The following is a 25125-nucleotide window of genomic DNA, read 5'->3' as shown; positions in this document are numbered from 1 at the left end:
AGCATGAACCCGATGTTACCCAGTGCCGGGATAGCGTTTTTTTTACAGCAGGATAAATGATATTATTTGTTGGTTTTTTGTTGATGGAATTTGTTATGCCTCAAATTAGCCGGACCGCACTCGTACCCTACAGCGCGGAGCAAATGTATCAGTTAGTGAATGACGTTCAGTCTTATCCTCAGTTTTTGCCGGGTTGTACCGGAAGTCGGATTCTGGAGTCCACTCCTGGGCAGATGACCGCTGCGGTAGATGTCTCTAAGGCTGGGATCAGCAAAACGTTTACTACCCGGAATCAGTTGACCAGAAACCAAAGTATCCTCATGAATCTGGTTGATGGGCCGTTCAAGAAGTTGATCGGCGGTTGGAAGTTTACGCCGCTGAGCCAGGAGGCGTGCCGTATCGAGTTTCATCTCGATTTTGAGTTTACTAATAAGCTGATTGAACTCGCCTTTGGTCGCGTGTTTAAAGAGCTGGCGACTAATATGGTGCAGGCTTTCACTGTGCGAGCAAAAGAGGTTTATAGTGCCAGGTAAAATTGCCGTTGAGGTAGCTTACGCGTTACCAGAGAAGCAGTACCTGCAACGTGTGATGTTGCAGGAGGGAGCGACGGTTGAAGAGGCGATTCGCGCCAGCGGTTTGCTGGAATTGCGTACAGATATCGATTTAACTAAAAATAAAGTCGGCATTTACAGTCGTCCGGCAAAACTGAGTGATATCGTGCGCGATGGCGATCGTGTAGAGATTTATCGACCATTGATTGCCGATCCGAAAGAGCTTCGCAGGCAGCGGGCAGAGAAGTCAGCGAATAAATAGCAGGCAGAAAAAAGGTGCTCAGCGAGCACCTTTTTGATCGCTATAAACAGCAAATTTTATTCGTTGCCACTCAGTGCGGGTTTGTTATCAATATTGGTCAACACACCGCTGCTGTTAAAGGTCAGCGTCAGCGTTTGCTGCGTTACACCTTCATGACCTGGTTGTTGGCGGAAGACATAGAACCAGGTATTCGTACCAAATGGATCGGACATCAGCGGTGTACCCAATGCGTACGCAACTTGTTGTTGCGTCATGCCAACGCGTATTTTGGATACGTCGTTAGCGGTCAGATAGTTCCCCTGGTTGATGTCAGGACGGTAAACCACTCGCTCCAGAGTGGAACAGCCTGCGGTCAACATCAATAGTACTGCTGCGGCAGCAGTCAGCGTTTTACAGCGCATAGTGATTTGATTCCTTTTCGGGCCCGAGCAGTACGTGGCTCATCTGTAATATGCCGATGATAATAGACCTTTCGTCACTTTAAAACCTTTTGCTGTCGGGTCTTACGGCGTTTTGCTGTCTACTCTGACCGTGAAGCAGTAAAAAAGTTTACGCCGCAAGCAGTTCTTTCGCGTTCGCCAGGGTGTTGCGGGTAACTTCGCTACCACCAAGTAAGCGCGCCAACTCCTGTAACCGCGCCTTTTTATCCAGTGATTGCATATGTGTTTCTGTCATCGCGCCATCTGTTTCTTTGCTGACAAAATAGTGTTGATGACCGCATCCTGCGACTTGTGGCAGGTGGGTAACACACATTACCTGGGTTGATTCGCCAAGCTGACGTAGCAGTTTGCCGACGACTGCTGCAGTCGGGCCGCTGATCCCCACATCCACTTCATCGAAAATGAGCGCTGGCGTTTCCATTTTACGCGCTGTAATAACCTGAATCGCCAGAGCGATACGCGACAATTCACCACCGGATGCGACTTTGGCGATAGGCTGCATTGGCTGACCAGGGTTGGTGGTAACCCGAAACTCAATGCGGTCGGCACCGTCAGCGCTCAGGTGATGCTCATCAAATTTCACATCAATCGTAAATTGCCCATGCGGCATGGAGAGTGCGTGCATACTGTCGGTGATCAGGTGCGCAAGTTCTGCTGCATAGTGCTGGCGTTGTTGGTGTAACGCGCGTGCCGTTTCCAGCGCCTGCTGATGGTGTTTAGTTACGGCCAGCGCGAGAGTTTCTTGCGAGTCGGCCTGATCGTCGAGTTGCTGTTGTTCTTCCAGCAGTGATTGATAATATTGTGGCAATGCTTCCGGGCTGACGTGGTGTTTACGTGCCAGTGAAATCTGTTTTGAGATACGTTGTTCAAGTTCGAACAACCGGTTAGGGTCGAGATCCAGACGATCGCAGTAGTGGCGTAATTCGTCACTGGCTTCAGCTATCTGGATTGTGGCCTCTTCCAGCATATCAAGTACACCGGACAGTTTGCTGTCCATACCAATCAGTTCGCTCACCAGTTGTTTAGCCGTGTAAAGCTGACTTTGCAGGTTTGCATCTTCACCGTCGGCCATTAATGCCAGTGCATTCTGGCTGGTGGTCAGCAATTGACCGCTGTTAGCCAGACGCTTGTACTCTTCGTCGATTTGTTCAAACTCACCGGGCTGCGGATTAAATTCGTTCAGTTCTTTTAACTGATATTGCAGCAGTTCCGCGCGAGCGGCGCGTTCCTGACTTAACTGTTGATGATGCGCCAGGTCGCGGCAGCTTTGATGCCACAACTGATAACGAGCGGTCATTTCCTGGAGCAGAGAAGTTTCATTGGCGTAGCCATCAAGCAGGAATTTTTGGTGCTCGGCCTTGGTAAGTAACTGATGAGCATGCTGACCGTGGATCTGGATGAGCAACTGACCCAGTTCGCGCAGTTGTGACAGAGGAACGGCCGTGCCGTTGATGAAACCACGGGAGCGGCCATCGCTACTGATCACGCGACGAAGCAGGCATTCGCGGCCATCTTCCAGTTGGTTTTCTTCCAGCCAGCGCAGAGCCGCTGGCGTATCTTTAAGAGAAAAACGAGCGCACAGGTCTGCGCGAGCAGCGCCGGTACGCACCATGTCGGCTTCAGCGCGACCACCGAGACAAAGGCCGAGCGCATCTATTGCAATAGATTTGCCTGCGCCGGTCTCACCGGTTATTACGGTCATACCGCTGTGAAAATCAATCTCAAGCTCACGAACAATAGCAAAGTTGCTGATGGTCAGTTGTGCCAACATAGTCGTTTTCCTGTATGAAAAACCATTACTGTTATTGTGTACAGTATAAACTGGTTTTATATACAGTAAAGAGGCTGGTGTAAAATTAAAATAATTTTTTTGACCAGCCGAGCTTAGTGCTTAATGTATTGAAATAGCTGTAATCTTTTGGATGAATCAGATTCAGATGGTAATCACAACGACGAATCAGGACATCTTCACCTTCCTGAATCGGTAGCGCTATCTGGCTGTCGCAGCTAATTTCCAGATCGCTACGGCGGTGCGAAAAGCGCAGGCGAATTGTGCTGCTGCTGTTAATGACCAGCGGGCGCGCCGAGAGTGTATGCGGGAACATTGGCACCAGGGTAATTGCATCCAGTGATGGTGTCAGAATCGGGCCGCCCGCCGAGAGGGAATAGGCGGTAGAACCTGTAGGCGTAGAAATAATCAGTCCATCGGAGCGCTGAGAAAACGCAAAGATCTCGTCGATATACACTTCGAACTCAATCATATGCGCTACTTTACCAGGGTGAAGCACTACTTCGTTAATCGCTGTGCTGATGCGCTTCTGGCAATCTTGCTGGCAGACTTGTGCTTCCAGCAAAAAACGTTTTTCGCTGATGTAGTGGCCTTCCAGCACATCGGCTAACTGTTGTTGGGCGTTATCGGGGTCAAGGTCAGTCAGGAAACCCAGGTTGCCACGGTTGATGCCAATGACTTTAATGTCGTAGCGGGCGAGCGTGCGCGCCGCGCCCAGCATATTACCGTCGCCACCAACAACTACCGCGAGATCAGCCAGTTGTCCAATCTCCGCGAGTGTGCCAGTTTTCACATTCTTCAGTTGCAGTTCGTGAGCGATTTGCTGCTCAACGATGACCTCGTAACCTTTTGTGCACAACCAGCGGTAGAGCATTTCATGTGTTGTCAGTGCAGTAGGGTGCCGTGGGTGTCCCACAATGCCAATACACTTGAAATGATTATTCATTTTTCCGAGGTCCTTGTTGTGAAGATTGATGACAATGTGAGTGCTTCCCTTGAAACCCTGAAACTGATCCCCATAATAAGCCAAGTTAGCGAGATGAATGCGAAAAAAACGCGGAGAAATTCATGAGTAGTAAAGAACAGAAAACGCCTGAGGGGCAAGCCCCGGAAGAAATTATCATGGATCAGCACGAAGAGATTGAGGCAGTTGAGCCAGAAGCTTCTGCTGAGCAGGTGGATCCGCGCGATGAAAAAATTGCGAATCTCGAAGCTCAGCTGGCTGAAGCCCAGACCCGTGAACGGGACGGTATTTTGCGCGTAAAAGCGGAAATGGAAAACCTGCGTCGTCGTACTGAACTGGATATCGAAAAAGCGCATAAATTTGCGCTGGAGAAATTCATCAACGAATTGCTGCCGGTGATTGATAGTCTGGATCGTGCGCTGGAAGTGGCTGATAAAGCTAACCCGGATATGTCTGCGATGGTTGAAGGTATTGAGCTGACGCTGAAGTCGATGCTGGATGTAGTACGTAAATTTGGCGTTGATGTCATTGCCGAAACGAACGTACCGCTGGATCCAAACGTGCATCAGGCCATCGCAATGGTGGAATCTGATGACGTTGCGCCGGGTAACGTACTGGGCATCATGCAGAAGGGTTATACGCTGAACGGTCGTACGATTCGTGCGGCGATGGTTACTGTCGCGAAAGCGAAAGCTTAATTTCTGCCTTCGTAATGAGTTACGGCCCTGCATATGAATGCCGGGCCGTTTTCGTTACTCCGCCACGCTTTCACGTAGCGGTTTTACAGGAAAAACTTTTACCTGCTTAATCATATTGTCCTGAACGTCGAGGATATCGATATCGTACTCGCCAATACGCACGCGGGTGCCTGCGACAGGGATCTCTTCCAGCGCCTCCAGAATAACGCCATTAACCGTGCGGGCATCATCTTCCGGTAGATGCCAGTTAAAGGCTTTGTTAATTTCTCGCACGTTGGCGGTGCCATCGATAATCACCGAACCGTCGTTTTGCGGTGTGACCTCTTCGGCAAGCGTTGGTGACATCGACGTGGTGAAATCACCGACAATCTCTTCAAGAATATCTTCAACTGTGACCAGCCCCTGAATATCTCCGTATTCGTTGACGACCAGACCAACTTTCTTTTTATTGCGTTGAAATTTAACTAATTGTGTACTGAGCGGCGTGCCTTCCGGAACAAAATAAATTTCGTCCGCAGCGCGCAGCATGGTTTCTTTAGTGAACTCTTTTTTCTCCGACATCAGCCGCCAGGCTTCACGTACTCGCAGCATACTAATGGCGTCGTCCAGAGAGTCGCGGTACAGCACGATGCGCCCGTGAGGAGAGTGGGAGAGTTGACGGAGAATCGATTTCCAGTCGTCGTTGATATCGATGCCGATGATTTCACTGCGCGGCACCATGATGTCATCAACGGTCATTTTTTCCAGATCGAGCACCGATAGCAGCATATCCTGATTGCGGCGGGAAATTTGTGAGCGTGATTCGTGCACAATGGTGCGCAACTCCTCTTTGCTTAAAGAGCCGCTGACTACGATATCGGTTTTGATACCCATCATACGCATCAGCATACGGGTGATGGCGTTCAGTAGCCAGACCAGTGGCATCATCAAAATTTGCAGCGGAGCCAGCAGAAAACTACTCGGATAGGCGACTTTTTCCGGGTACAGCGCGGCAATGGTTTTCGGCAATACTTCGGCAAAAACCAGCACCACGAAGGTCAGCACGCCGGTCGCAATCGCCACGCCTGCATCACCGTACAAGCGCATTCCGACAATGGTGCCCAGTGCGGAAGCGAGAATATTGACCAGGTTATTGCCGATTAACACCAGGCTTATCAGGCGGTCGGGTTTGCGCAGTAATTTTTCGACCCGTTTAGCCGAGCGATTACCCTGCTTCGCCATATGTCGCAGGCGATAGCGGTTGAGTGTCATCATTCCGGTTTCGGAGCCGGAAAAATAGGCTGAAATGACCACCATGATGATCAAAATTATGATCAACGTGGTAGTAGAGATATGTTCCAGGGGAAGCTCCTTTTCTGGTTTAGCTGATTAACTGCTGGACAATTCGGCTGCCAAAATAGGCCAGTGTCAGAATGACTGCGCCGGCGACGTTAAACCAGACAACGCGGCGTCCACGCCATCCTTCATGATAATGCCCCCACAGCAGCACAATATAGACAAACCACGCCACAATAGAGAGCACGGCCTTGTCGATATTTTCCATGCTAAATAAGTTGTGCATGTAGAACAGGCCTGTACAGAGAGTGAGCGTCAATAGCACCACACCAATTTGCGTGATGTGGAACATTTTACGTTCAATACTCATCAGTGGAGGCATTTCCTGATTAAACGCCAACTTCTTGTTCTTCAGTTGGTAATCAATCCATGCCAGTTGCAGCGCGTACAGGGCAGCGATAATCAGCGTGGCGTAGGAAAAGAGCGATAAGCCAATGTGCATCAGCATCCCGGGTGTTGCTTCCAGGTGGGTGATGTATTCATTGGGCATGAAGGTCGCCAGCGCCAGGTTGATGAGCGCAAAGGCGTAAACAATCGGCAGCAGCAGCCAGCCACGGTTACGTGAGGCCACAATGGTCATCACCGTACAGATCATCAGGCTGACCAACGAACCGACATTCAACAGGCTAAGGTTTTGTCCGCTATCACCGCCGGGCAGTATGCGGGCTTCAAGAGCAATAGCGTGGCAAACCAGCGCGATGACCGCAGAAATAATAGCCATTCGCCGCCAGCCGCCGTTTTTTTGCAGCAGACCGGGAATAATCAGTGCGAGACTGACAGAGTAGGCGACGAGCGCGAGCAGAGCAAAAACGGGCATAGTAATGTCGACAGTTTGAGCAATGAGAAAGAAAAGCAGTATAGCGTCAGGTGAACGCGGCTCCAACCGTTGCATAACAACAAAGACGCCTTCATGTTATACTGCGGCAAAATACTGATGATGTGTCGCGATTGCGGCCAACCGTTTCCACCCCAGGCGAGAGACAATGTTTGATAATTTAACCGATCGTTTGTCGCGCACGCTGCGCAATATCAGTGGCCGTGGACGCCTTACTGAAGACAACGTTAAAGATACGCTGCGCGAAGTGCGCATGGCGCTGCTGGAGGCGGACGTCGCTCTGCCGGTAGTGCGTGAGTTTATCAATCGCGTAAAAGAGAAAGCGGTTGGTCATGAAGTTAACAAGAGCCTGACGCCGGGGCAGGAGTTCGTCAAAATCGTCCGTAACGAACTGGTTGCGGCGATGGGCGAAGAGAACCAGACCCTGAATCTGGCTGCGCAGCCGCCTGCGGTGGTGCTGATGGCGGGCCTGCAAGGTGCCGGTAAAACAACCAGCGTTGGTAAACTCGGTAAGTTCCTGCGCGAGAAGCACAAAAAGAAAGTGCTGGTGGTTTCTGCCGACGTTTATCGTCCGGCGGCAATCAAACAGCTTGAGACGCTGGCCGAACAGGTAGGCGTCGATTTCTTCCCTTCAGATGTTGGTCAGAAGCCGGTCGATATCGTTAATGCGGCGCTGAAAGAAGCCAAACTGAAATTCTACGACGTGTTGCTGGTGGATACTGCCGGTCGTTTGCACGTTGATGAAGCGATGATGGACGAGATCAAACAAGTCCACGCTTCGATTAACCCGGTTGAAACCTTGTTTGTGGTTGACGCCATGACCGGTCAGGATGCCGCCAATACGGCAAAAGCGTTCAATGAAGCGTTACCGCTTACCGGCGTAGTGTTGACCAAAGTAGACGGCGATGCCCGCGGCGGTGCGGCGCTCTCGATTCGTCACATCACTGGCAAACCGATCAAATTCCTCGGTGTTGGTGAGAAAACAGAGGCGCTGGAACCGTTCCATCCGGACCGCATCGCTTCCCGTATTCTCGGTATGGGCGATGTTCTGTCGCTGATCGAAGATATCGAAAGCAAAGTTGACCGCGCGCAGGCTGAGAAATTAGCCAGCAAGCTGAAAAAAGGCGACGGCTTCGATCTCAACGATTTCCTTGAACAGTTGCGCCAGATGAAAAACATGGGCGGCATGGCCAGCCTGATGGGCAAACTGCCGGGTATGGGGCAGATCCCGGAGAACGTGAAGTCGCAGATGGACGATAAAGTGCTGGTGCGTATGGAAGCCATCATCAACTCGATGACGCTGAAAGAGCGCGCTAAGCCAGAAATCATCAAAGGTTCGCGTAAACGTCGTATCGCTGCCGGTTGCGGTATGCAGGTACAGGATGTTAACCGTCTTCTGAAGCAGTTCGACGACATGCAGCGCATGATGAAGAAGATGAAGAAGGGCGGAATGGCGAAGATGATGAGAAGCATGAAAGGGATGATGCCGCCGGGATTTCCTGGTCGCTAAATGACCTTATGCGACAGAGTTATTAACTGTTGATTGCATTTTCTCCAGAAATCAGTAAAATTTTCGGGCTTTTAATATGACACCGGACTCCGTTCCTCGATGGGGTCCGGTTGTTTTATTCACACAAGAGGATGTTATGGTAACTATTCGTTTAGCACGTCACGGCGCTAAAAAGCGTCCGTTCTACCAGGTTGTTGTCGCTGACAGCCGTAATGCACGCAACGGTCGCTTCATTGAGCGCGTTGGTTTCTTCAACCCAATCGCTAGCGAAAAAGAAGAAGGCGCCCGCCTGGATCTGGATCGCATTGCTCACTGGGTTGGCCAGGGCGCAACTATTTCTGATCGCGTTGCTGCGCTGATCAAAGAAGTAAACAAAGCAGCTTAATCTGTCACGGTGGTCATGATGAGCAAACAACTCACCGCGCAAGCACCTGTTGATCCCATCGTTTTGGGAAAAATGGGTTCGTCTTACGGTATTCGTGGGTGGCTCAGAGTGTTTTCTTCCACCGAAGACGCCGAAAGCATTTTTGACTATCAGCCCTGGTTTATCCAGAAGGCGGGTCAGTGGCAGCAAGTCCAGTTGGAAAGCTGGAAGCACCACAATCAGGACATGATCATCAAGCTGAAAGGCGTTGACGATCGTGATGCGGCGAACCTGCTGACGAATTGTGAAATTGTCGTAGATTCTTCGCAGTTGCCTCAGCTTGAAGAGGGTGACTACTACTGGAAAGACCTGATGGGCTGCCAGGTAGTGACCACTGAAGGCTACGATCTCGGTAAAGTCGTCGACATGATGGAAACCGGATCTAATGACGTTCTCGTCATTAAGGCAAACCTGAAAGATGCGTTTGGTATCAAGGAACGTCTCGTACCGTTCCTCGATGGGCAGGTTATCAAGAAAGTCGATCTCACTACTCGTTCAATCGAAGTAGATTGGGATCCTGGTTTTTAAACCACCGGATAAACGGTAAAAGACGGCGCTATGTGGATTGGCATAATTAGCCTGTTTCCTGAAATGTTCCGCGCAATTACCGATTACGGGGTAACTGGCCGGGCAGTTAAAAATGGCCTGCTGAGCATCCAGAGCTGGAGTCCTCGTGACTTCACGCATGACCGGCACCGTACCGTGGACGATCGTCCTTACGGCGGCGGACCGGGGATGTTAATGATGGTGCAACCTTTACGGGATGCCATTCATGCAGCAAAAAGCGCGGCGGGTGAAGGCGCTAAGGTGATCTATCTGTCACCGCAGGGGCGCAAGCTTGATCAAGCAGGCGTCAGCGAACTGGCAACGAATCAAAAATTGATTCTGGTGTGCGGTCGCTACGAAGGTATAGATGAGCGCGTGATCCAAACCGAAATTGACGAAGAATGGTCAATCGGGGATTACGTTCTGAGTGGTGGTGAGTTACCAGCAATGACGTTGATTGACTCTGTCTCCCGGTTTATTCCGGGGGTACTGGGACATGAAGCCTCAGCAACGGAAGATTCCTTTGCTGAAGGATTGCTGGATTGCCCGCACTATACGCGGCCTGAGGTGTTAGAAGGGATGGAAGTTCCGTCAGTGTTACTGTCGGGCAACCATGCCGAGATACGTCGCTGGCGTTTGAAACAGTCGCTGGGCCGTACCTGGCTTAGAAGACCTGAACTTCTGGAAAACCTGGCTCTGACTGAAGAGCAAGCAAGGTTGCTGGCGGAGTTCAAAACCGAACACGCGCAACAGCAACATAAACATGATGGGATGGCGTAAGCCCCCGAGATATCAGTTTACCCAGGATAAGAGATTAAATTATGAGCAACATTATTAAGCAACTTGAACAAGAGCAGATGAAGCAGGACGTACCTTCCTTCCGTCCGGGTGATACCGTGGAAGTGAAAGTATGGGTTGTTGAAGGTTCCAAAAAACGTCTGCAGGCATTCGAGGGCGTGGTTATCGCTATTCGTAACCGCGGTCTGCACTCTGCATTCACTGTTCGTAAAATTTCCAACGGCGAAGGCGTTGAGCGTGTCTTCCAGACTCACTCTCCGGTAGTTGACAGCATTTCTGTCAAACGTCGTGGTGCTGTTCGTAAAGCTAAACTGTACTACCTGCGTGAGCGTACTGGTAAGGCTGCTCGTATCAAAGAGCGTCTTAACTAAGATTTCGCTTAAGCGACATCCTGTTAAGAAGGGCTGGCCAATTGGCTGGCCCTTTTTTTATCTACTGAAATTGAGTTTAAGGCGCACTTATCACCACAGCGACGCGGCGGTTCTCGGCCCGACCCTGAGATGTCTGGTTGCTGGCGATGGGGTATTTTTTCCCTAAGCCTTGAGTAGAGAGATTGCTGCGAGGAATTTGCCCACCTTCAGCCCAGGCATCTGCGACGACATTCGCTCTCTTCAGTGATAAGGCTTCATTGTAGCTATCTTCACCGTAGTTATCGGTATGACCATCCATACGGGCATGTGTTAGCCCGGTAGAAGCCAGTTTCGCCGCCATGGTTTGGATCTGTTGCTGACTTTCCGGAAGTAGTTTGTAGTCATTTTTAGCAAACAGAATCGTGTCTGATAAGCCAAGTGACCAGTCACCGGCGGATTCAGTAAAACCATAAGACTGCATAGCAGCGACTTGCTCTGGGGTAAACTTGCCTTGTGGAGCCTGGCAACCTGCCAGTATCAGAGAAGAGAAAACCAGAGGTGCTACCAGTTGCTTTATCATGTAGATATTTCCTTGTTATTTCACCCGCGTTTCGGCGCGCTGGTGCTTGGCCTGATACATATTACGATCGGCCAGCTCTTGTAATTTTTCGGCAGAATCGTGTTCACGAGTCAGGGCGTATCCAATACTTAAGGTCATGCAGGCCTGATGACCGTTATGGAGATTGAATGGGCGATGAAAGGTTTGTGTGAGATCTGCACAGATACGCTGCACTTCATATTCTGACAGTACGCCAGACAGAACCATGGCGAACTCGTCGCCTCCTATGCGGTATGACTGATGTCGTTTTCCGCTAAATTCCATTAACCGTATGGCTATCTCGATCAAGACCTGATCGCCCGTCGCGTGCCCCCATGTGTCATTGATATATTTGAAATTATCGCCATCAAGAAAAAGTAAAGCTGAGGTTTCTCGAGCAGCAGAATCACTCATTAACGTATTGATGCAGTTGCGGAATGCAGCGCGGTTCGCCAGCCCGGTTAATGGGTCATGTAGCGCGGTACGTAGAAGCTGGGCATTTTTTGCCTGCAAACGGAGCTGCCACTCTTCCATTTCATCCAGCAAGCTATTGAAGTCGAGAGCAAAGCGGTGAAATTCTGCGATTCGTTCTTCCGAAACACGGCGGGAAAAATTGCGGTTGGAGCGCACATCATGAACGACGTCAGTGATGTTTTTTAGCGCTTCCACCAGTCCGTTATGCAAATGGCGGGTAAGGGTGATTGCAATGCCTGATGCCAGCAGAATGCAGCCCGTCAGAACAGCCAGCGATAACCAGATAAAATGACTGATTGAGTTGTCGCGAGCAGTTAACTGTACTTCGCCAATGATTTTGCCATTATGGCGAATCGGCTGAATGACGGGAGCGGGGAAGAGCCAGTGGCTAATGAAATTACTGAATGTCTCGCCCGGAGCCTTACTGGTGTAATGCCAGGATGCCAGAATGTTTTGCTGGTTATCTCGCACTTCTGCGGTTGAAAATTGGCCCTGCTGACCCAGCGCGGCTAACGTTTCTGTGGCTGCCGGACCATCGGCAAAAACGACAGCAGCTTCCAGACTGTAAGTCATTGTCGCTGCGGTGAGTGCCAGGTTTTTTTTGCGCGTATTGTTTCAGGGTCAGCACCGATGTCACGGAAAGCAGCAGCCAGATCAGCGTCATAGTGATAAATACGCTGGTCATGCTGATATTGCGTAATGCTCTTTTAAACGTGGGGCGCTTATTAAGAGAATTATCGTTACCCATCATTTTTCTTCCGTGCGAGCATTAAGACATCCGGGTTGACCTTTACACCACTACGCGATAAGGCATCCAGGTTTACGGCAAATCTGACGTTATTATTGTTGATGATCAGGCAAAATGCGCTGCCAATAATGCACTCGGTATTTTGTTCGGCTATTAATAATAACGCCTTAGACGGATATTCATCGATTAATTCTATCTGGAATGTCGGTGACTCGTTGCCAAAATAAAAGCCATCGCAGCTTGAAATCAGTGCCTCTTGTTTAGAGTTAATGATGATGGGGAGATAAGGCAAAGAAGTTGCGTTGTTCTCTTGTAGGGCTGCGCTAAAACGTGAAGATGAAAAAATACATAGCCTTGGTGGGCCAGTCAATGCAGGCCAGCGAGTGTAGCTGACGATACCGGAAACCATCAAACGTACATTTTTTGTAACGTCAGAAGCACCCTGAGCGAGTAATGGCGATCCTGCCAGGAGAAAGAGCAGTAGTAAGATCGGTCGGTGAGAAAAGCGCATTCAGGGATCCTCACCACCGTTGCTCGAAACGCATCGAAAATTTTCTTTAGGATGCTCATTAAAATATCATTATTTTATGCACTCGTCATCAAAACGAGAATTAAAATTCAAATAAGTTAAATCTTATGATTAATTTATTGATGAGGTTTAAATTAATTCAATCGTATCGTGCTGGCATTTTCATCGGCTCCTTTTTGCCATACTTCATGCAGTTGACTGGCATTTTCCACCGTGTCACAACTGGCGGGAAAGCTTTTACCAGATAGCCCTCTGGCGTAAGTAAAATCAGGCTGGCAGGTTTTCTTTTGTCCTTCGGCATATCCTTTAAGGTATACCACCCGATCTGTTGGTGAATCGTTAAATGTATCGTCGTCTTTTATGGCAACGCCTGATATAGCATCTTCCATACCAACGTCATACCAGTCGGTACTGGTCAAGGTTGGCGCGTGAGTATAAGGATCAATCTGGCAACCGCTAATCACTAAGGCCAACAGGGAACCGATAAGTTTTTTCATCATTTTTTCTCCTTTTTCAAAGCATAGCGGATTGTTTTTGATAGTGGTGTAAATTTATTTTTACGAAATTAATTGTCTAAGAAGCATTAAAACTGCATGTGTAAACTATTATTTACGAAATTTGGATTGAAATCTTTACTTGTTGTGTTATCGTTACGTCATCCTCGCTGAGGATCAACTATCGCAAACGAGCATAAACAGGATCACCATCATGCAAAAAGACGCGCTGAATAACGTACACATTACCGATGAACAGGTTCTGATGACCCCGGAACAATTGAAGGCCGCTTTTCCATTAAGCCTGCAACAAGAAGCCAAGATTGCCGATTCGCGTAAAACCATTTCAGATATTATCGCCGGGCGCGATCCTCGTCTGCTGGTAGTGTGTGGTCCTTGTTCCATTCATGATCCTGAAACGGCTCTGGAATATGCTCGTCGATTTAAAGCTCTTGCCGAAGAGGTCAGCGATAACCTCTATCTGGTGATGCGCGTCTATTTTGAAAAACCCCGTACTACTGTCGGCTGGAAAGGGTTAATTAACGATCCACATATGGATGGCTCTTTTGACGTAGAAGCCGGGCTGCAAATTGCGCGTAAGTTGCTGCTTGAACTGGTGAACATGGGGCTGCCGTTGGCGACGGAGGCGTTAGATCCAAACAGCCCGCAATATCTTGGTGATCTGTTTAGCTGGTCTGCAATTGGTGCTCGCACCACAGAATCGCAAACACACCGTGAAATGGCATCTGGCCTGTCTATGCCGGTTGGTTTTAAAAACGGCACCGATGGCAGTCTGGCAACGGCAATTAACGCCATGCGAGCTGCCGCCCAGCCACACCGTTTTGTCGGTATTAACCAGGCAGGGCAGGTTGCGTTGCTACAAACGCAAGGTAATCCGGACGGACATGTGATCCTGCGAGGCGGCAAAGCACCGAATTATAGCCCTGCGGATATTGCGCAATGTGAAAAAGAGATGGAACAGGCGGGACTGCGTCCCTCACTGATGGTAGATTGCAGCCACGGTAATTCCAATAAAGATTATCGCCGCCAACCTGCGGTAGCAGAGTCCGTGGTTGCCCAAATCAAAGATGGCAATCGCTCAATTATTGGTCTGATGATCGAAAGTAATATCCACGAAGGCAATCAGTCTTCCGAGCAACCGCGCAGCGCAATGAAATACGGTGTATCCGTTACCGATGCCTGCATTAGCTGGGAAATGACAGATGCCTTGCTGCGTGAGATTCATCATGATCTCAACGGACAGTTGACGGCACGCGTGGCTTAAGAGGTTTATTATGGTTGCTGAGTTGACCGCATTACGCGATCAAATTGATGAAGTCGATAAAGAGTTGCTGAATTTATTAGCGAAGCGTCTGGAACTGGTTGCCGAAGTCGGAGAGGTGAAGAGCCGTTTTGGGTTGCCTATTTATGTTCCGGAGCGTGAGGCATCCATGCTGGCCTCGCGGCGCGCCGAGGCTGAAGCTCTCGGAGTGCCGCCGGATCTCATTGAAGACATCCTGCGTCGGGTGATGCGTGAATCTTACTCCAGCGAGAACGACAAAGGCTTTAAAACGCTTTGTCCTACGTTGCGCCCGGTGGTTATCGTCGGCGGTGGCGGTCAGATGGGGCGATTGTTCGAGAAGATGCTGACACTCTCGGGTTATCAGGTGCGGATCCTTGAACAACATGATTGGGAACGTGCGGCTGAGATTGTTGCCGATGCCGGAATGGTGATTGTTAGTGTGCCGATTCATGTTACTGAGCAGGTCATAGGAAAATTGCCGCGTTTACCGCAAGACTGTATTCTGGTTGATCTGGCATCGGTGAAAAATGGACCGTTGCAGGCCATGCTGGCGGCGCATGATGGTCCGGTGCTGGGGCTACACCCGATGTTCGGCCCGGACAGCGGTAGCCTGGCGAAACAGGTCGTTGTCTGGTGTGATGGCCGCCAGCCGGAAGCGTATCAATGGTTTCTGGAGCAAATTCAGGTCTGGGGCGCACGGTTACATCGCATTAGCGCCGTGGAGCACGATCAGAATATGGCGTTTATCCAGGCGTTGCGCCACTTTGCTACTTTTGCTTATGGCCTGCATCTGGCAGAAGAAAATGTTCAGCTTGAGCAACTTCTGGCGCTCTCTTCGCCCATTTATCGCCTTGAACTGGCGATGGTCGGGCGACTGTTTGCCCAGGATCCGCAGCTTTATGCCGACATCATCATGTCGTCAGAACGTAATCTGGCGCTGATCAAACGTTACTATAAACGTTTTGGCGAGGCGATTGAGTTGCTGGAGCAGGGCGATAAGCAGGCGTTTATTGACAGTTTCCGCAAGGTTGAGCACTGGTTCGGTGATTACGCGCAACGCTTCCAGAGTGAAAGCCGTGTGTTATTGCGTCAGGCAAACGACAACCGGCAGTAATAATTTTGTGCCGGGTGATACGTATCACATCCGGCACGGCTTCATCATGCAGGATCGACAGGCACCACATTCTCGCTTGGGTAACAGCCCAACACCTTCATCGAACGGGTGATTTCACCTAACTCTTTCAATGCTTTTTGCATTTCTGCTGATTCAAGGTTGGCCTGAATATCCAGATAAAACATCTCTTCCCACGGATTACCGTGAATCGGACGTGATTCCAGACGGGTCATGATCAGATTATGATTGCGCAGCACCAGCAGTGCTTCAACCAGTGCACCGGCTTGTTGTCCGGTGGCCATTAACAGCGTGGTTTTTGCCGGAACCTGGTCTGAAACGTTAATGGCTTTACGCGCCAGCACGACAAATCGGGTGAAGTTTTGTCGCTGATTTGCCTCAATGCGCTCCAACACCTGTAAGCCGTACAAAGTGCCGCCTGCCTCGCTCCCCAATGCAGCAACATGCGGTGATTTTGCCTGTGCAACCTTTTCCATCGCCGCGGACGTACTTTCGGTATATTCAATCTTCCAGTGCGGATAGCGATTAAGGAATTTACTGCATTGCTGGAATGGCTGCGGATGGCTGTAGACCGTGTTGATGGTGGATAAATCTGTAGTACCAGAAACCAGCAGGCAGTGGTCAATGGTCAGCGTCATCTCGCCAACAATCGATAAGCAGGTATGTTGCAGCAGATCGTAGACATCGTTAATGGCACCGGAGCTGGTATTTTCAATCGGTACGACGGCATAGTCGGCCTGACCTGTTTCCACCTGATTAAAAATATCAGCAAATTTGGCACAACCACTTTCAATAAATTGCTCGAAGTGACGGGCAGCATACTGACGGGCGGCAAGGTGTGAGTAGGAACCTTTCGGGCCAAGAAAAGCAATGCGGGCAGAGTGCGGATTAATTTTATTGAGATGCTGCTGGAGCAGTGCCTGCTGGGTCAATACGGAATCTTCAATGATAAGCTGGAACAGACGGGTAATGTAGTGCGCATCCAGATGGTGCGTTTTACCGAGTGTAATCAGTTTTTCCAGTAAATCGCGTTCACGATCGATATCACGTACCGGGCGATGAGAGAGCAGTTTGGCTTTTCCCACCTCGACAGCAAGTTCGCGCCGCTCTGCCAGTAGCGCCAGTAATTTTTCATCCAGCGAGCTGATTTTCTCACGCAGCGCCAGTAACGGGTTTTCCGATGTCATAGTGTTGCCTTTTTTGTTATCAATAAAAAAGGCCCCCCGGTTTGGGAGGCCTTATTGTTCGTCTTCGCATTCTGTTTCACACGACGAAACGCCTCCCATTCAGGGGAAGGTAAAAAAGAATGCGAAGAAGAACAGAGTGTGTTTCATATTTGTTTCCTTAAGCGACTTCAGTACAGTACCCGCACTGTTTTCACGCTGTCAACAAAAAACGCGCCCGAAGGCGCGTTGGCGATACACTCAATATAAAGGACTACTCTTCTTCAACTTCTTCGACAAAGTTGGCGTCTTTCACCGATGTTGCGGCACGACGTGCTTCGCCTTTGTGCTGCAGTTTATTGAGCTGCCGTTCCAGCTTGTTGATCAATTCGTTAATTGCGGTGTACATATCTTCATGTTTACCACTGGCAACAAGAACGCCGTTAGGTGTATTGATAGTGGCGTCAGCAACGAACCCTTGTGGCTCTTTGGACAGAATGATATGTGGATTAATCAGATGTGTTTGCCATTTTTCCAGTTTGGCGAGACGGTCTTCGACATGTTGGCGGATGGCCGGAGTAATTTCCATTTGTTTACTGGTAATGTTCATTGTCATAAATTTTACCTCTTGTCTTCCCGTCTTGGTGAATTCAGCATACCGTTCCTGATGTCAAAATGTGTGATGGAAATCTCATAATTTTGTCACTTTTTGTCAACGAAGTTTTTTTGTGAGAAATCGCAGGAAGAAGTGTTTTTTTACTTGAGGAATGTCTCAAAGCGAGCCATATTTGATGAGATCGATCGCGACTAAATCGCTTCAGTTACACGCGTTACAGAATAAAAAAACGGCAGCTCAAGGGCTGTAATGCCAGTCAGTTAAGCAACTGACTGGCTCTTTTTCGGGGCTGTGGGGTATTTCCAGGGCCTCTCCTTTACCACTCTCGGGAAGGCCCTTTCCCTTCTTGTCGGTAATTTCACAAGTTGTCCCATACTTGCAAGATCGCGCATCAGCTCCGGTATACGTCCCGGTGAAGCGCCCTGTAATGTCATCAGCATTCTCATCACCATTCCGCATGATTCTGAGAAACTCAGTTGATTCGGCCAGTAACCTTTCAGATGTTCCGCCATTTTAATCATCTGATATCTCACCAGATTATAAGCCAGTAAGACACCCCACAGCTCTTGCTCCACAAGCTCCGGCTTTTTACTTCTCAGCGTCAGCCTGCTCAGTTGCATCGTCTGTTTTATCTCCCTGTATCCCAGTTCGATTTCCCAGCGATGACTGTACAGCTCCGCCATTTCTCCTCCGGGGAAGCGCATGGCGTCCGTCATCGACGTCAGCAGATGGCAGACTTTTCCTTTGCGCGTCACGGTCAGCAGGCGGGCTGTCACCTCATTTCCCAGTCCCGGCCACTTTTTTCGTGCCTGCGGGCTGGTTTTCAGCTTCACCAGATGATCGCCTTTACCCAGTTTTCTGATCTCTTCATATTGCGCTCCCTTTCTGAGAGGGATCATCCAGTGGCGGTGTTCTCCCGCCTGGCTCCAGGCATTTAACAGTCCCAGTGAGTAATAACCTTTATCCATTAACGTCAGGGTGTTATCGCTGGTTTGTTCTATAAGTTGCTCAGCAAGCTCATTTTCGCTGTTCTTCATCGTGCCGAAGGCTGCAGCCGTCAGCAGATGGCTGGTCAGTTCCATCTGGCAGACCATTTTGACCTGCGGGTAGAGCGCCGGGTTCCCGGCATGTGTCTGGCGGGGGAAGGCTGCATCGTTCTCTGGTGTATCCGGTGTGCGCCAGAACACACCATCGATGGCCAGCAGGGTCAGGCCGCACCAGTGCGGATGCGGCGTGGCGTTATGCCAGAGCTGCGCTGTTTTCGTGAACACGCGGCGGACAGCCTCACTTCCCAGGCGCTGGCGGGCCTGAATAGCGGCACTGGGGGCAACGAAGGGGCGATTGCCCGGTAGCATGATGTCCAGGCGATTCACAATCTGGTGAAGAGGTTCTTTACGCTCAAGCGCCATGCCAACAATACACCAGACCATCATTTCGAGGGGAAGACGGCGCTTGCGTAGCGTTACAGTACCTGATTCGGCAAGGCAACGAGAGATGAGTTCGGGGTCGAGGTAATCCCCCAGAGAAGTCAGTGGGTTACGCAGAGAATCGTAACGGGATACCAGATCAAGGGCCTGTCCAATGTGCATAAAAAAATCCGGAAACGAGTGAGCGTTTCCGGATTCTTACACAGCCACTGGATCGGTCAACTGATCCTTAACTGATCGGCATTAGAGCTCAAGGGCTGCCGTTTTGTGTTTCAGAATTCTGTTATGTATTGCTGCTGTTTGCGGCGATGATTTTCGCGACTTTTTCAGCTTGTGCATTCATCTGCATCTGACGGTAAGCATTTTCCATTAGTGGCAGAGCATCACGTGTAGCCTGAGTATCCGGGAAATCGCGCAGCATGCCTTCTACACGGTTAACGACAGCAACCCATGCGCCGCGTTCTGTATAGTACTCGGCAACAGAGTATTCATATTTCGCCAGGCGATCTTTCAGGAACACCAGACGTTTGGTGGCATCGGTGGTGTACTGACTGTTCGGATAGCCGCGAACTAATTTGGAAAAGTCACTAAACGCAGCTCGAGCATGTTGAGGATCGCGATCGCTACGGTCAACGCCAAAGAATCCTTGTAGCGCACTGTCATCCAGTGCCATATTGGTCAGGCCACGCATATACATGACATAATCGATATTCGGATGGGTCGGGTTCAGGCGAATAAAACGATCGATGGCAGCCTGTGCTAACGGTAGATCGGCGTTTTTATAATAGGCGTAGATGAGATCCAACTGCACCTGCTGTGAATACGGACCAAACGGATAGCGATTATCTAACGCTTCCAGTTGCGTTATTGCCTGTCTCCAGTTACCGTCCTGCAGCTTTTGTTGTGCAGTCGCGTAAATTTCATTTGGCGGATTATCAGGTACTTCTTCCTTTGAACCCGAGCAACCCGCCAAAAACAGGCTTAATGTGGCGGCTGCCACCAGATATTTCATGCGCGTCATGACGTTTTGACTTTCCTCAAAATGTATTACGGGAGATTCTCTGTTCCTGCTCCCGGTTAAGACCAGCTACAATAGCACACTATATTAAACGGCAAAGCCGTAAAACCCCAACGATAAACGAAGAAGCAGTATATATGGCACAACGAGTACAACTCACTGCAACAGTGTCCGAAAACCAACTCGGTCAACGCTTAGATCAAGCTTTGGCCGAAATGTTCCCGGATTATTCACGTTCGCGGATAAAAGAATGGATCCTCGACCAGCGCGTGCTGGTTAACGGCAAAGTTTGTGATAAGCCGAAAGAAAAAGTATTGGGTGGCGAGCAGGTTGCCATCAACGCCGAAATTGAAGAAGAAGCGCGTTTTGAACCGCAGGATATCCCACTGGATATCGTCTATGAAGATGAAGACATCATTGTTATTAATAAACCGCGCGACCTGGTTGTACATCCTGGCGCGGGTAACCCTGATGGCACGGTGTTGAATGCGTTGCTTCATTACTATCCGCCAATTGCAGATGTTCCGCGTGCGGGCATTGTCCATCGTCTGGATAAAGACACGACGGGTTTGATGGTTGTGGCAAAAACGGTTCCAGCTCAGACGCGTTTGGTGGAGTCTCTGCAACGGCGTGAAATTACCCGTGAGTACGAAGCCGTAGCGATTGGTCATATGACTGCGGGTGGCACGGTGGACGAGCCAATCAGCCGCCATCCCACCAAACGCACCCATATGGCGGTGCATCCGATGGGCAAACCAGCGGTCACTCACTATCGCATCATGGAACACTTCCGTGTGCACACGCGTCTGCGGTTGCGTCTCGAAACAGGACGTACGCATCAGATCCGCGTGCATATGGCGCATATCACTCATCCGCTGGTGGGTGATCCGGTTTATGGTGGTCGCCCGCGTCCGCCGAAGGGGGCGTCGGAAGCGTTTATCTCCACGCTGCGTAAGTTTGATCGTCAGGCGCTTCACGCAACGATGCTACGTCTCTATCACCCGATTTCCGGTATCGAAATGGAATGGCACGCGCCTATCCCACAAGATATGGTTGAACTGATTGAGGTGATGCGCGCCGATTTCGAAGAGCATAAGGATGAAGTGGACTGGTTATGAGTAAGTTGATTGTCCCGCAGTGGCCGTTGCCAAAAGGTGTTGCGGCCTGTAGCTCTACCCGTATTGGCGGCGTTAGCTTACCGCCTTACGATTCTCTCAATCTGGGGGCCCATTGTGGTGATAACCCGGAACACGTTGAGGAGAATCGCAGGCGACTTTTTGCTGCGGGCAATTTGCCTTCAAAACCGGTGTGGCTTGAGCAGGTACATGGGAAAGATGTTCTAAGGCTTACTGGCGAACCTTATGCCTCTAAACGGGCGGATGCATCTTATAGCAACACACCTGGCACGGTTTGCGCTGTGATGACTGCCGACTGCCTGCCTGTGCTGTTTTGCAACCGTGCGGGAACGGAAGTCGCCGCTGCTCATGCTGGCTGGCGTGGACTTTGCGCTGGTGTGCTGGAGGAGACAGTTTCTTGTTTTGCTGATAAGCCAGAAAACATTCTTGCCTGGCTGGGACCCGCAATTGGTCCGCGCGCCTTTGAAGTGGGGCCGGAGGTTCGCGAGGCATTTATGGCAGTAGATGCCAAAGCGAGCGAGGCTTTCATTCAGCGTGGTGATAAATATCTGGCGGATATTTATCTGCTTGCCCGGCAGCGCCTGGCGAACGTCGGTGTTGAACAAATTTTCGGTGGTAATCGCTGTACATACACTGAAAATGAGACTTTCTTCTCTTATCGTCGCGACAAGTGCACGGGTCGTATGGCAAGTTTCATTTGGCTGATATAACCTAAAGAATCAAGACGATCCGGTACGCGTGATTTTCTTTTCACATTAATCTGGTCAATAACCTTGAATAATTGAGGGATGACCTCATTTAATCTCCAGTAGCAACTTTGATCCGTTATGGGAGGAGTTATGCGTCTGGATCGTCTTACTAACAAATTCCAGCTTGCTCTTGCCGATGCCCAATCACTTGCACTCGGGCACGACAACCAATTCATCGAACCACTTCATTTAATGAGCGCCCTGCTGAATCAGGAAGGGGGTTCGGTTAGTCCTTTATTAACATCCGCTGGCATTAATGCTGGCCAATTGCGCACAGATATCAATCAGGCATTAAATCGTTTACCGCAGGTTGAAGGTACAGGGGGCGATGTCCAGCCTTCACAGGATCTGGTGCGCGTTCTTAATCTTTGCGACAAGCTGGCGCAAAAACGTGGTGATAACTTTATCTCGTCAGAACTGTTTGTTCTGGCGGCACTTGAGTCTCGCGGCACGCTGGCCGACATCCTGAAAGCAGCAGGGGCGACCACCGCCAACATTACTCAAGCGATTGAACAAATGCGTGGAGGTGAAAGCGTGAATGATCAAGGAGCCGAAGACCAACGTCAGGCTTTGAAAAAATATACCATTGACCTTACCGAACGTGCCGAACAAGGTAAACTCGATCCGGTAATTGGTCGTGATGAAGAAATTCGTCGTACCATTCAGGTACTGCAACGCCGTACTAAAAATAACCCGGTACTGATCGGTGAACCTGGTGTCGGTAAAACCGCCATCGTTGAAGGTTTGGCGCAGCGTATTATCAATGGCGAAGTACCGGAAGGGCTGAAAGGCCGCCGCGTACTGGCGCTGGATATGGGCGCGCTGGTGGCTGGGGCGAAATATCGTGGTGAGTTTGAAGAACGTCTGAAAGGCGTGCTGAACGATCTGTCGAAACAGGAAGGCAACGTCATTCTGTTTATCGATGAGCTGCACACCATGGTGGGCGCAGGTAAAGCCGATGGCGCAATGGACGCCGGGAATATGCTGAAACCGGCACTGGCCCGTGGTGAACTGCACTGCGTGGGCGCGACCACCCTTGATGAATATCGCCAGTACATTGAAAAAGATGCGGCGCTGGAACGTCGTTTCCAGAAAGTGTTTGTTGCCGAGCCAACGGTGGAAGACACCATTGCTATTCTGCGTGGCCTGAAAGAACGTTACGAGCTGCACCACCATGTGCAAATTACTGACCCGGCAATTGTTGCAGCGGCGACGTTGTCTCATCGCTACATTGCTGACCGTCAGTTGCCAGATAAAGCCATCGACCTGATCGATGAAGCGGCATCCAGTATCCGTATGCAGATTGACTCAAAACCGGAAGAGCTTGACCGACTCGATCGTCGAATTATCCAGCTTAAGCTGGAACAACAGGCGTTAATGAAAGAGTCTGATGAAGCCAGTAAAAAACGTCTGGATATGCTCAATGAAGAACTGAGTGACAAAGAACGCCAGTACTCTGAGTTAGAAGAGGAGTGGAAAGCAGAGAAAGCGTCACTCTCTGGCACCCAGACCATTAAAGCCGAGCTGGAACAGGCGAAAATCGCCATTGAACAGGCGCGCCGTGTAGGTGATCTGGCGCGGATGTCCGAACTGCAATACGGCAAAATTCCGGAGCTCGAAAAACAACTGGAAGCGGCTACACAGCTCGAAGGCAAAACCATGCGTCTGTTGCGTAATAAAGTGACTGACGCAGAAATTGCTGAAGTGTTGGCGCGTTGGACGGGCATTCCTGTTTCTCGCATGATGGAAAGTGAGCGCGAAAAACTGCTGCGTATGGAGCAAGAACTGCACCATCGTGTTATTGGCCAAAACGAAGCCGTTGATGCGGTATCTAACGCCATTCGTCGTAGCCGTGCGGGGCTTGCGGATCCTAATCGCCCGATTGGTTCGTTCTTGTTCCTCGGTCCAACGGGTGTAGGTAAAACCGAACTCTGTAAGGCGCTGGCGAATTTTATGTTCGACAGTGACGAGGCGATGGTTCGTATCGATATGTCCGAGTTTATGGAGAAACACTCGGTGTCTCGTCTGGTTGGTGCACCTCCGGGATATGTGGGTTATGAAGAAGGTGGCTACCTGACTGAAGCGGTGCGTCGTCGTCCTTATTCCGTCATTCTGCTGGATGAAGTGGAAAAAGCGCATCCGGATGTATTCAACATTCTGTTGCAGGTTCTGGATGACGGACGTCTGACTGATGGGCAGGGGAGAACGGTCGATTTCCGTAATACGGTGGTCATTATGACCTCTAACCTCGGCTCCGATCTGATCCAGGAACGTTTCGGTGAACTGGATTATGCGCGCATGAAAGAGCTGGTGCTCGGCGTGGTTAGCCATAACTTCCGTCCGGAATTCATAAACCGTATTGATGAAGTTGTGGTCTTCCACCCGTTGGGTGAACAACATATCGCTTCGATTGCCCAGATCCAGTTGAAACGTCTGTACAAACGTCTGGAAGAACGTGGTTATGAAATCCACATTTCTGACGAGGCACTGAAACTGCTGAGCGAGAATGGTTATGATCCGGTTTATGGTGCACGTCCTCTGAAACGTGCTATCCAGCAACAGATCGAAAACCCGCTGGCGCAGCAAATACTGTCTGGTGAATTGGTTCCTGGCAAAGTCATTCGCCTGGAAGTTAATGAAGACCGCATTGTCGCCGTCCAGTAAATGATAAAACGAGTCCTTCGGGGCTCGTTTCTGTCTATAAGTTAGACGGAAAAGACCATGCTCGGGGTGTTTTGCCTGAAAATTGAGCGAACGATAAAGTTTTTATATTTTTCGCTTGTCAGGCCGGAATAACTCCCTATAATGCGCCACCACTGACACGGAACAACGGCAAATAAGCCGCCGGGTCAGCGGGGTTCTCCTGAGAACTTCGACAGAGAAAAGCGAAAAAATGCTTGACTCTGTAGCGGGAAAGCGTATTATGCACACCCCGCGCCGCTGAGAAAAAGTGAAGCGGCACTGCTCTTTAACAATTTATCAGACAATCTGTGTGGGCACTCGAAGATACGGATTCTTAACGTCGCAAGACGCTAAATGAATACCAAGTCTCAAGAGTGAACACGTAATTCATTACGAAGTTTAATTCTTTGAGCATCAAACTTTTAAATTGAAGAGTTTGATCATGGCTCAGATTGAACGCTGGCGGCAGGCCTAACACATGCAAGTCGAACGGTAACAGAAAGAAGCTTGCTTCTTTGCTGACGAGTGGCGGACGGGTGAGTAATGTCTGGGAA

General features: G+C 50.0%; 27 protein-coding genes, 1 pseudogene and 1 other annotated feature. Of the genes and pseudogenes, 13 read left to right on the top strand and 15 right to left on the bottom strand.

The window, feature by feature from the left end; all coding sequences use genetic code 11:
- Positions 1-95: 95 nt before the first annotated feature.
- Both ratA and A31E_RS09795 read left to right on the top strand, forming a co-directional pair.
- On the top strand, positions 96-533 hold the full coding sequence (gene ratA, locus A31E_RS09790; protein ID WP_024193604.1) for a type II toxin-antitoxin system toxin RatA: 438 nt from the start codon (positions 96-98) through the stop codon (positions 531-533).
- Positions 523-813: an RnfH family protein gene (locus A31E_RS09795; RefSeq protein WP_001117829.1), complete on the top strand. Its 291-nt coding sequence runs from the start codon at positions 523-525 to the stop codon at positions 811-813. Before ratA ends, A31E_RS09795 begins: the two co-directional genes overlap by 11 nt.
- 56 nt (positions 814-869) lie before the next feature.
- Here A31E_RS09795 and bamE read toward each other — a convergent pair whose 3' ends face one another.
- From bamE to nadK, 3 genes are all read right to left on the bottom strand, one after another.
- Positions 870-1214 (bottom strand): outer membrane protein assembly factor BamE, encoded by a 345-nt coding sequence (gene bamE, locus A31E_RS09800; RefSeq protein ID WP_001203438.1) that lies wholly within the window; start codon positions 1212-1214, stop codon positions 870-872.
- Between the two features lie 148 nt (positions 1215-1362).
- Entirely contained in the window at positions 1363-3024 is a 1662-nt protein-coding gene (recN, locus tag A31E_RS09805; protein WP_001516912.1) for a DNA repair protein RecN, read from the bottom strand.
- 85 nt (positions 3025-3109) lie between these two features.
- Positions 3110-3988, bottom strand: coding sequence for an NAD(+) kinase (gene nadK, locus A31E_RS09810; RefSeq protein WP_001059172.1), 879 nt, complete (start codon positions 3986-3988; stop codon positions 3110-3112).
- 122 nt (positions 3989-4110) lie between these two features.
- Here nadK and grpE point away from each other — a divergent pair, with 122 nt between their 5' ends.
- Positions 4111-4704 carry a nucleotide exchange factor GrpE gene (gene grpE / locus A31E_RS09815; protein ID WP_001366580.1) on the top strand — a complete coding sequence of 198 codons (594 nt, stop codon included), beginning with the start codon at positions 4111-4113 and terminating at the stop codon, positions 4702-4704.
- Positions 4705-4758: 54 nt separating this feature from the next.
- Here the strand turns inward: grpE and A31E_RS09820 are convergent, their stop codons facing one another.
- Together A31E_RS09820 and A31E_RS09825 are read right to left on the bottom strand one after the other, a co-directional pair.
- On the bottom strand, positions 4759-6045 hold the full coding sequence (locus tag A31E_RS09820; protein ID WP_010723175.1) for an HlyC/CorC family transporter: 1287 nt from the start codon (positions 6043-6045) through the stop codon (positions 4759-4761).
- A gap of 19 nt (positions 6046-6064) precedes the next feature.
- Positions 6065-6856, bottom strand: a complete 792-nt coding sequence (locus tag A31E_RS09825; protein ID WP_010376639.1) for a cytochrome C assembly family protein — start codon at positions 6854-6856, stop codon at positions 6065-6067.
- 166 nt (positions 6857-7022) lie between these two features.
- On the opposite strand from A31E_RS09825, the gene ffh reads away from it, so the two are divergent.
- From ffh to rplS, 5 genes are all read left to right on the top strand, one after another.
- Positions 7023-8384 (top strand): signal recognition particle protein, encoded by a 1362-nt coding sequence (gene ffh, locus A31E_RS09830; RefSeq protein ID WP_000460036.1) that lies wholly within the window; start codon positions 7023-7025, stop codon positions 8382-8384.
- 136 nt (positions 8385-8520) lie between these two features.
- Positions 8521-8769, top strand: a complete 249-nt coding sequence (gene rpsP / locus A31E_RS09835; protein ID WP_001371138.1) for a 30S ribosomal protein S16 — start codon at positions 8521-8523, stop codon at positions 8767-8769.
- Positions 8770-8787: 18 nt separating this feature from the next.
- Positions 8788-9336, top strand: coding sequence for a ribosome maturation factor RimM (gene rimM, locus A31E_RS09840; protein WP_000043335.1), 549 nt, complete (start codon positions 8788-8790; stop codon positions 9334-9336).
- Positions 9337-9366: 30 nt separating this feature from the next.
- Positions 9367-10134 (top strand): tRNA (guanosine(37)-N1)-methyltransferase TrmD, encoded by a 768-nt coding sequence (gene trmD, locus A31E_RS09845; protein ID WP_000264785.1) that lies wholly within the window; start codon positions 9367-9369, stop codon positions 10132-10134.
- 41 nt (positions 10135-10175) lie between these two features.
- A complete protein-coding gene (gene rplS, locus A31E_RS09850) occupies positions 10176-10523 on the top strand; it encodes a 50S ribosomal protein L19 (RefSeq protein WP_000065253.1) in 348 nt (115 codons plus the stop codon).
- Between the two features lie 76 nt (positions 10524-10599).
- Here the strand turns inward: rplS and A31E_RS09855 are convergent, their stop codons facing one another.
- From A31E_RS09855 to A31E_RS09870, 4 genes and pseudogenes are all read right to left on the bottom strand, one after another.
- The gene (locus A31E_RS09855) at positions 10600-11082 is read right to left on the bottom strand and encodes an OmpA family protein (RefSeq protein WP_000595358.1); all 483 of its coding nucleotides are present in this window, start codon (positions 11080-11082) and stop codon (positions 10600-10602) included.
- A gap of 15 nt (positions 11083-11097) precedes the next feature.
- Positions 11098-12325 (bottom strand): annotated as a pseudogene (gene dgcN / locus A31E_RS09860) (diguanylate cyclase DgcN).
- Positions 12315-12833: a regulatory sequestration protein YfiR gene (locus tag A31E_RS09865; protein ID WP_016249098.1), complete on the bottom strand. Its 519-nt coding sequence runs from the start codon at positions 12831-12833 to the stop codon at positions 12315-12317. Before A31E_RS09865 ends, dgcN begins: the two are co-directional and overlap by 11 nt.
- Positions 12834-12985: 152 nt before the next feature.
- On the bottom strand, positions 12986-13351 hold the full coding sequence (locus tag A31E_RS09870; protein ID WP_024193603.1) for a DUF2799 domain-containing protein: 366 nt from the start codon (positions 13349-13351) through the stop codon (positions 12986-12988).
- Between the two features lie 208 nt (positions 13352-13559).
- Between A31E_RS09870 and aroF the strand changes: the two genes are divergently transcribed.
- Both aroF and tyrA read left to right on the top strand, forming a co-directional pair.
- Entirely contained in the window at positions 13560-14630 is a 1071-nt protein-coding gene (gene aroF, locus A31E_RS09875) for a 3-deoxy-7-phosphoheptulonate synthase AroF (protein ID WP_001168033.1), read from the top strand.
- Between the two features lie 10 nt (positions 14631-14640).
- Positions 14641-15762 carry a bifunctional chorismate mutase/prephenate dehydrogenase gene (gene tyrA / locus A31E_RS09880; protein ID WP_000225243.1) on the top strand — a complete coding sequence of 374 codons (1122 nt, stop codon included), beginning with the start codon at positions 14641-14643 and terminating at the stop codon, positions 15760-15762.
- A gap of 44 nt (positions 15763-15806) precedes the next feature.
- On the opposite strand, the gene pheA is transcribed toward tyrA, so the two are convergent.
- From pheA to bamD, 5 genes are all read right to left on the bottom strand, one after another.
- Positions 15807-16967 carry a bifunctional chorismate mutase/prephenate dehydratase gene (gene pheA / locus A31E_RS09885; RefSeq protein ID WP_016249096.1) on the bottom strand — a complete coding sequence of 387 codons (1161 nt, stop codon included), beginning with the start codon at positions 16965-16967 and terminating at the stop codon, positions 15807-15809.
- Positions 16968-16989: 22 nt separating this feature from the next.
- Positions 16990-17115 (bottom strand) — a sequence feature (Phe leader region).
- Positions 17067-17114: a pheA operon leader peptide PheL gene (pheL, locus tag A31E_RS25800; protein WP_101958059.1), complete on the bottom strand. Its 48-nt coding sequence runs from the start codon at positions 17112-17114 to the stop codon at positions 17067-17069. Its footprint overlaps the feature before it by 48 nt.
- A 102-nt stretch (positions 17116-17217) precedes the next feature.
- Complete coding sequence (raiA, locus tag A31E_RS09890) at positions 17218-17559, bottom strand: ribosome-associated translation inhibitor RaiA (protein WP_000178461.1); 342 nt, start codon at positions 17557-17559, stop codon at positions 17218-17220.
- A gap of 260 nt (positions 17560-17819) precedes the next feature.
- Positions 17820-19148, bottom strand: a complete 1329-nt coding sequence (locus tag A31E_RS09895) for an IS4-like element IS4 family transposase (RefSeq protein WP_016249095.1) — start codon at positions 19146-19148, stop codon at positions 17820-17822.
- 121 nt (positions 19149-19269) lie between these two features.
- Positions 19270-20007 (bottom strand): outer membrane protein assembly factor BamD, encoded by a 738-nt coding sequence (bamD, locus tag A31E_RS09900; RefSeq protein ID WP_000197680.1) that lies wholly within the window; start codon positions 20005-20007, stop codon positions 19270-19272.
- Positions 20008-20141: 134 nt separating this feature from the next.
- On the opposite strand from bamD, the gene rluD reads away from it, so the two are divergent.
- The 3 genes from rluD (at position 20142) to clpB (ending at position 24553) form a co-directional block, all read left to right on the top strand.
- Entirely contained in the window at positions 20142-21122 is a 981-nt protein-coding gene (rluD, locus tag A31E_RS09905) for a 23S rRNA pseudouridine(1911/1915/1917) synthase RluD (protein WP_000079112.1), read from the top strand.
- Positions 21119-21850: a purine nucleoside phosphorylase YfiH gene (gene yfiH, locus A31E_RS09910; RefSeq protein ID WP_000040161.1), complete on the top strand. Its 732-nt coding sequence runs from the start codon at positions 21119-21121 to the stop codon at positions 21848-21850. The genes rluD and yfiH overlap by 4 nt, the downstream gene beginning before the upstream one ends.
- Positions 21851-21979: 129 nt before the next feature.
- The gene (gene clpB, locus A31E_RS09915) at positions 21980-24553 is read left to right on the top strand and encodes an ATP-dependent chaperone ClpB (RefSeq protein ID WP_001516905.1); all 2574 of its coding nucleotides are present in this window, start codon (positions 21980-21982) and stop codon (positions 24551-24553) included.
- A gap of 352 nt (positions 24554-24905) precedes the next feature.
- Here the strand turns inward: clpB and A31E_RS26255 are convergent.
- Positions 24906-25125 (bottom strand): hypothetical protein (locus tag A31E_RS26255; protein WP_016249094.1); only part of this gene is annotated, 220 nt, incomplete at its 5' end.

Source organism: Escherichia sp. KTE159 (assembly GCF_000408805.1).
GTDB lineage: Bacteria > Pseudomonadota > Gammaproteobacteria > Enterobacterales > Enterobacteriaceae > Escherichia > Escherichia marmotae.
This window is presented reverse-complemented; position numbering and strand designations above follow the sequence as displayed.

What these genes read in the sequence shown, in the direction of transcription:
- A31E_RS09870 (WP_024193603.1), bottom strand. Translation starts at nt 13,351, where the DNA reads ATGATGAAAAAACTTATCGGTTCCCTGTTGGCCTTAGTGATTAGCGGT.
- trmD (WP_000264785.1), top strand. Translation starts at nt 9,367, where the DNA reads ATGTGGATTGGCATAATTAGCCTGTTTCCTGAAATGTTCCGCGCAATT.
- A31E_RS09855 (WP_000595358.1), bottom strand. Translation starts at nt 11,082, where the DNA reads ATGATAAAGCAACTGGTAGCACCTCTGGTTTTCTCTTCTCTGATACTG.
- bamD (WP_000197680.1), bottom strand. Translation starts at nt 20,007, where the DNA reads ATGACGCGCATGAAATATCTGGTGGCAGCCGCCACATTAAGCCTGTTT.
- recN (WP_001516912.1), bottom strand. Translation starts at nt 3,024, where the DNA reads ATGTTGGCACAACTGACCATCAGCAACTTTGCTATTGTTCGTGAGCTT.
- A31E_RS09825 (WP_010376639.1), bottom strand. Translation starts at nt 6,856, where the DNA reads ATGCCCGTTTTTGCTCTGCTCGCGCTCGTCGCCTACTCTGTCAGTCTC.
- A31E_RS09865 (WP_016249098.1), bottom strand. Translation starts at nt 12,833, where the DNA reads ATGCGCTTTTCTCACCGACCGATCTTACTACTGCTCTTTCTCCTGGCA.
- ffh (WP_000460036.1), top strand. Translation starts at nt 7,023, where the DNA reads ATGTTTGATAATTTAACCGATCGTTTGTCGCGCACGCTGCGCAATATC.
- rpsP (WP_001371138.1), top strand. Translation starts at nt 8,521, where the DNA reads ATGGTAACTATTCGTTTAGCACGTCACGGCGCTAAAAAGCGTCCGTTC.
- aroF (WP_001168033.1), top strand. Translation starts at nt 13,560, where the DNA reads ATGCAAAAAGACGCGCTGAATAACGTACACATTACCGATGAACAGGTT.
- yfiH (WP_000040161.1), top strand. Translation starts at nt 21,119, where the DNA reads ATGAGTAAGTTGATTGTCCCGCAGTGGCCGTTGCCAAAAGGTGTTGCG.
- raiA (WP_000178461.1), bottom strand. Translation starts at nt 17,559, where the DNA reads ATGACAATGAACATTACCAGTAAACAAATGGAAATTACTCCGGCCATC.
- nadK (WP_001059172.1), bottom strand. Translation starts at nt 3,988, where the DNA reads ATGAATAATCATTTCAAGTGTATTGGCATTGTGGGACACCCACGGCAC.
- bamE (WP_001203438.1), bottom strand. Translation starts at nt 1,214, where the DNA reads ATGCGCTGTAAAACGCTGACTGCTGCCGCAGCAGTACTATTGATGTTG.
- clpB (WP_001516905.1), top strand. Translation starts at nt 21,980, where the DNA reads ATGCGTCTGGATCGTCTTACTAACAAATTCCAGCTTGCTCTTGCCGAT.
- rluD (WP_000079112.1), top strand. Translation starts at nt 20,142, where the DNA reads ATGGCACAACGAGTACAACTCACTGCAACAGTGTCCGAAAACCAACTC.
- ratA (WP_024193604.1), top strand. Translation starts at nt 96, where the DNA reads ATGCCTCAAATTAGCCGGACCGCACTCGTACCCTACAGCGCGGAGCAA.
- A31E_RS09895 (WP_016249095.1), bottom strand. Translation starts at nt 19,148, where the DNA reads ATGCACATTGGACAGGCCCTTGATCTGGTATCCCGTTACGATTCTCTG.
- grpE (WP_001366580.1), top strand. Translation starts at nt 4,111, where the DNA reads ATGAGTAGTAAAGAACAGAAAACGCCTGAGGGGCAAGCCCCGGAAGAA.
- pheA (WP_016249096.1), bottom strand. Translation starts at nt 16,967, where the DNA reads ATGACATCGGAAAACCCGTTACTGGCGCTGCGTGAGAAAATCAGCTCG.
- rplS (WP_000065253.1), top strand. Translation starts at nt 10,176, where the DNA reads ATGAGCAACATTATTAAGCAACTTGAACAAGAGCAGATGAAGCAGGAC.
- tyrA (WP_000225243.1), top strand. Translation starts at nt 14,641, where the DNA reads ATGGTTGCTGAGTTGACCGCATTACGCGATCAAATTGATGAAGTCGAT.
- rimM (WP_000043335.1), top strand. Translation starts at nt 8,788, where the DNA reads ATGAGCAAACAACTCACCGCGCAAGCACCTGTTGATCCCATCGTTTTG.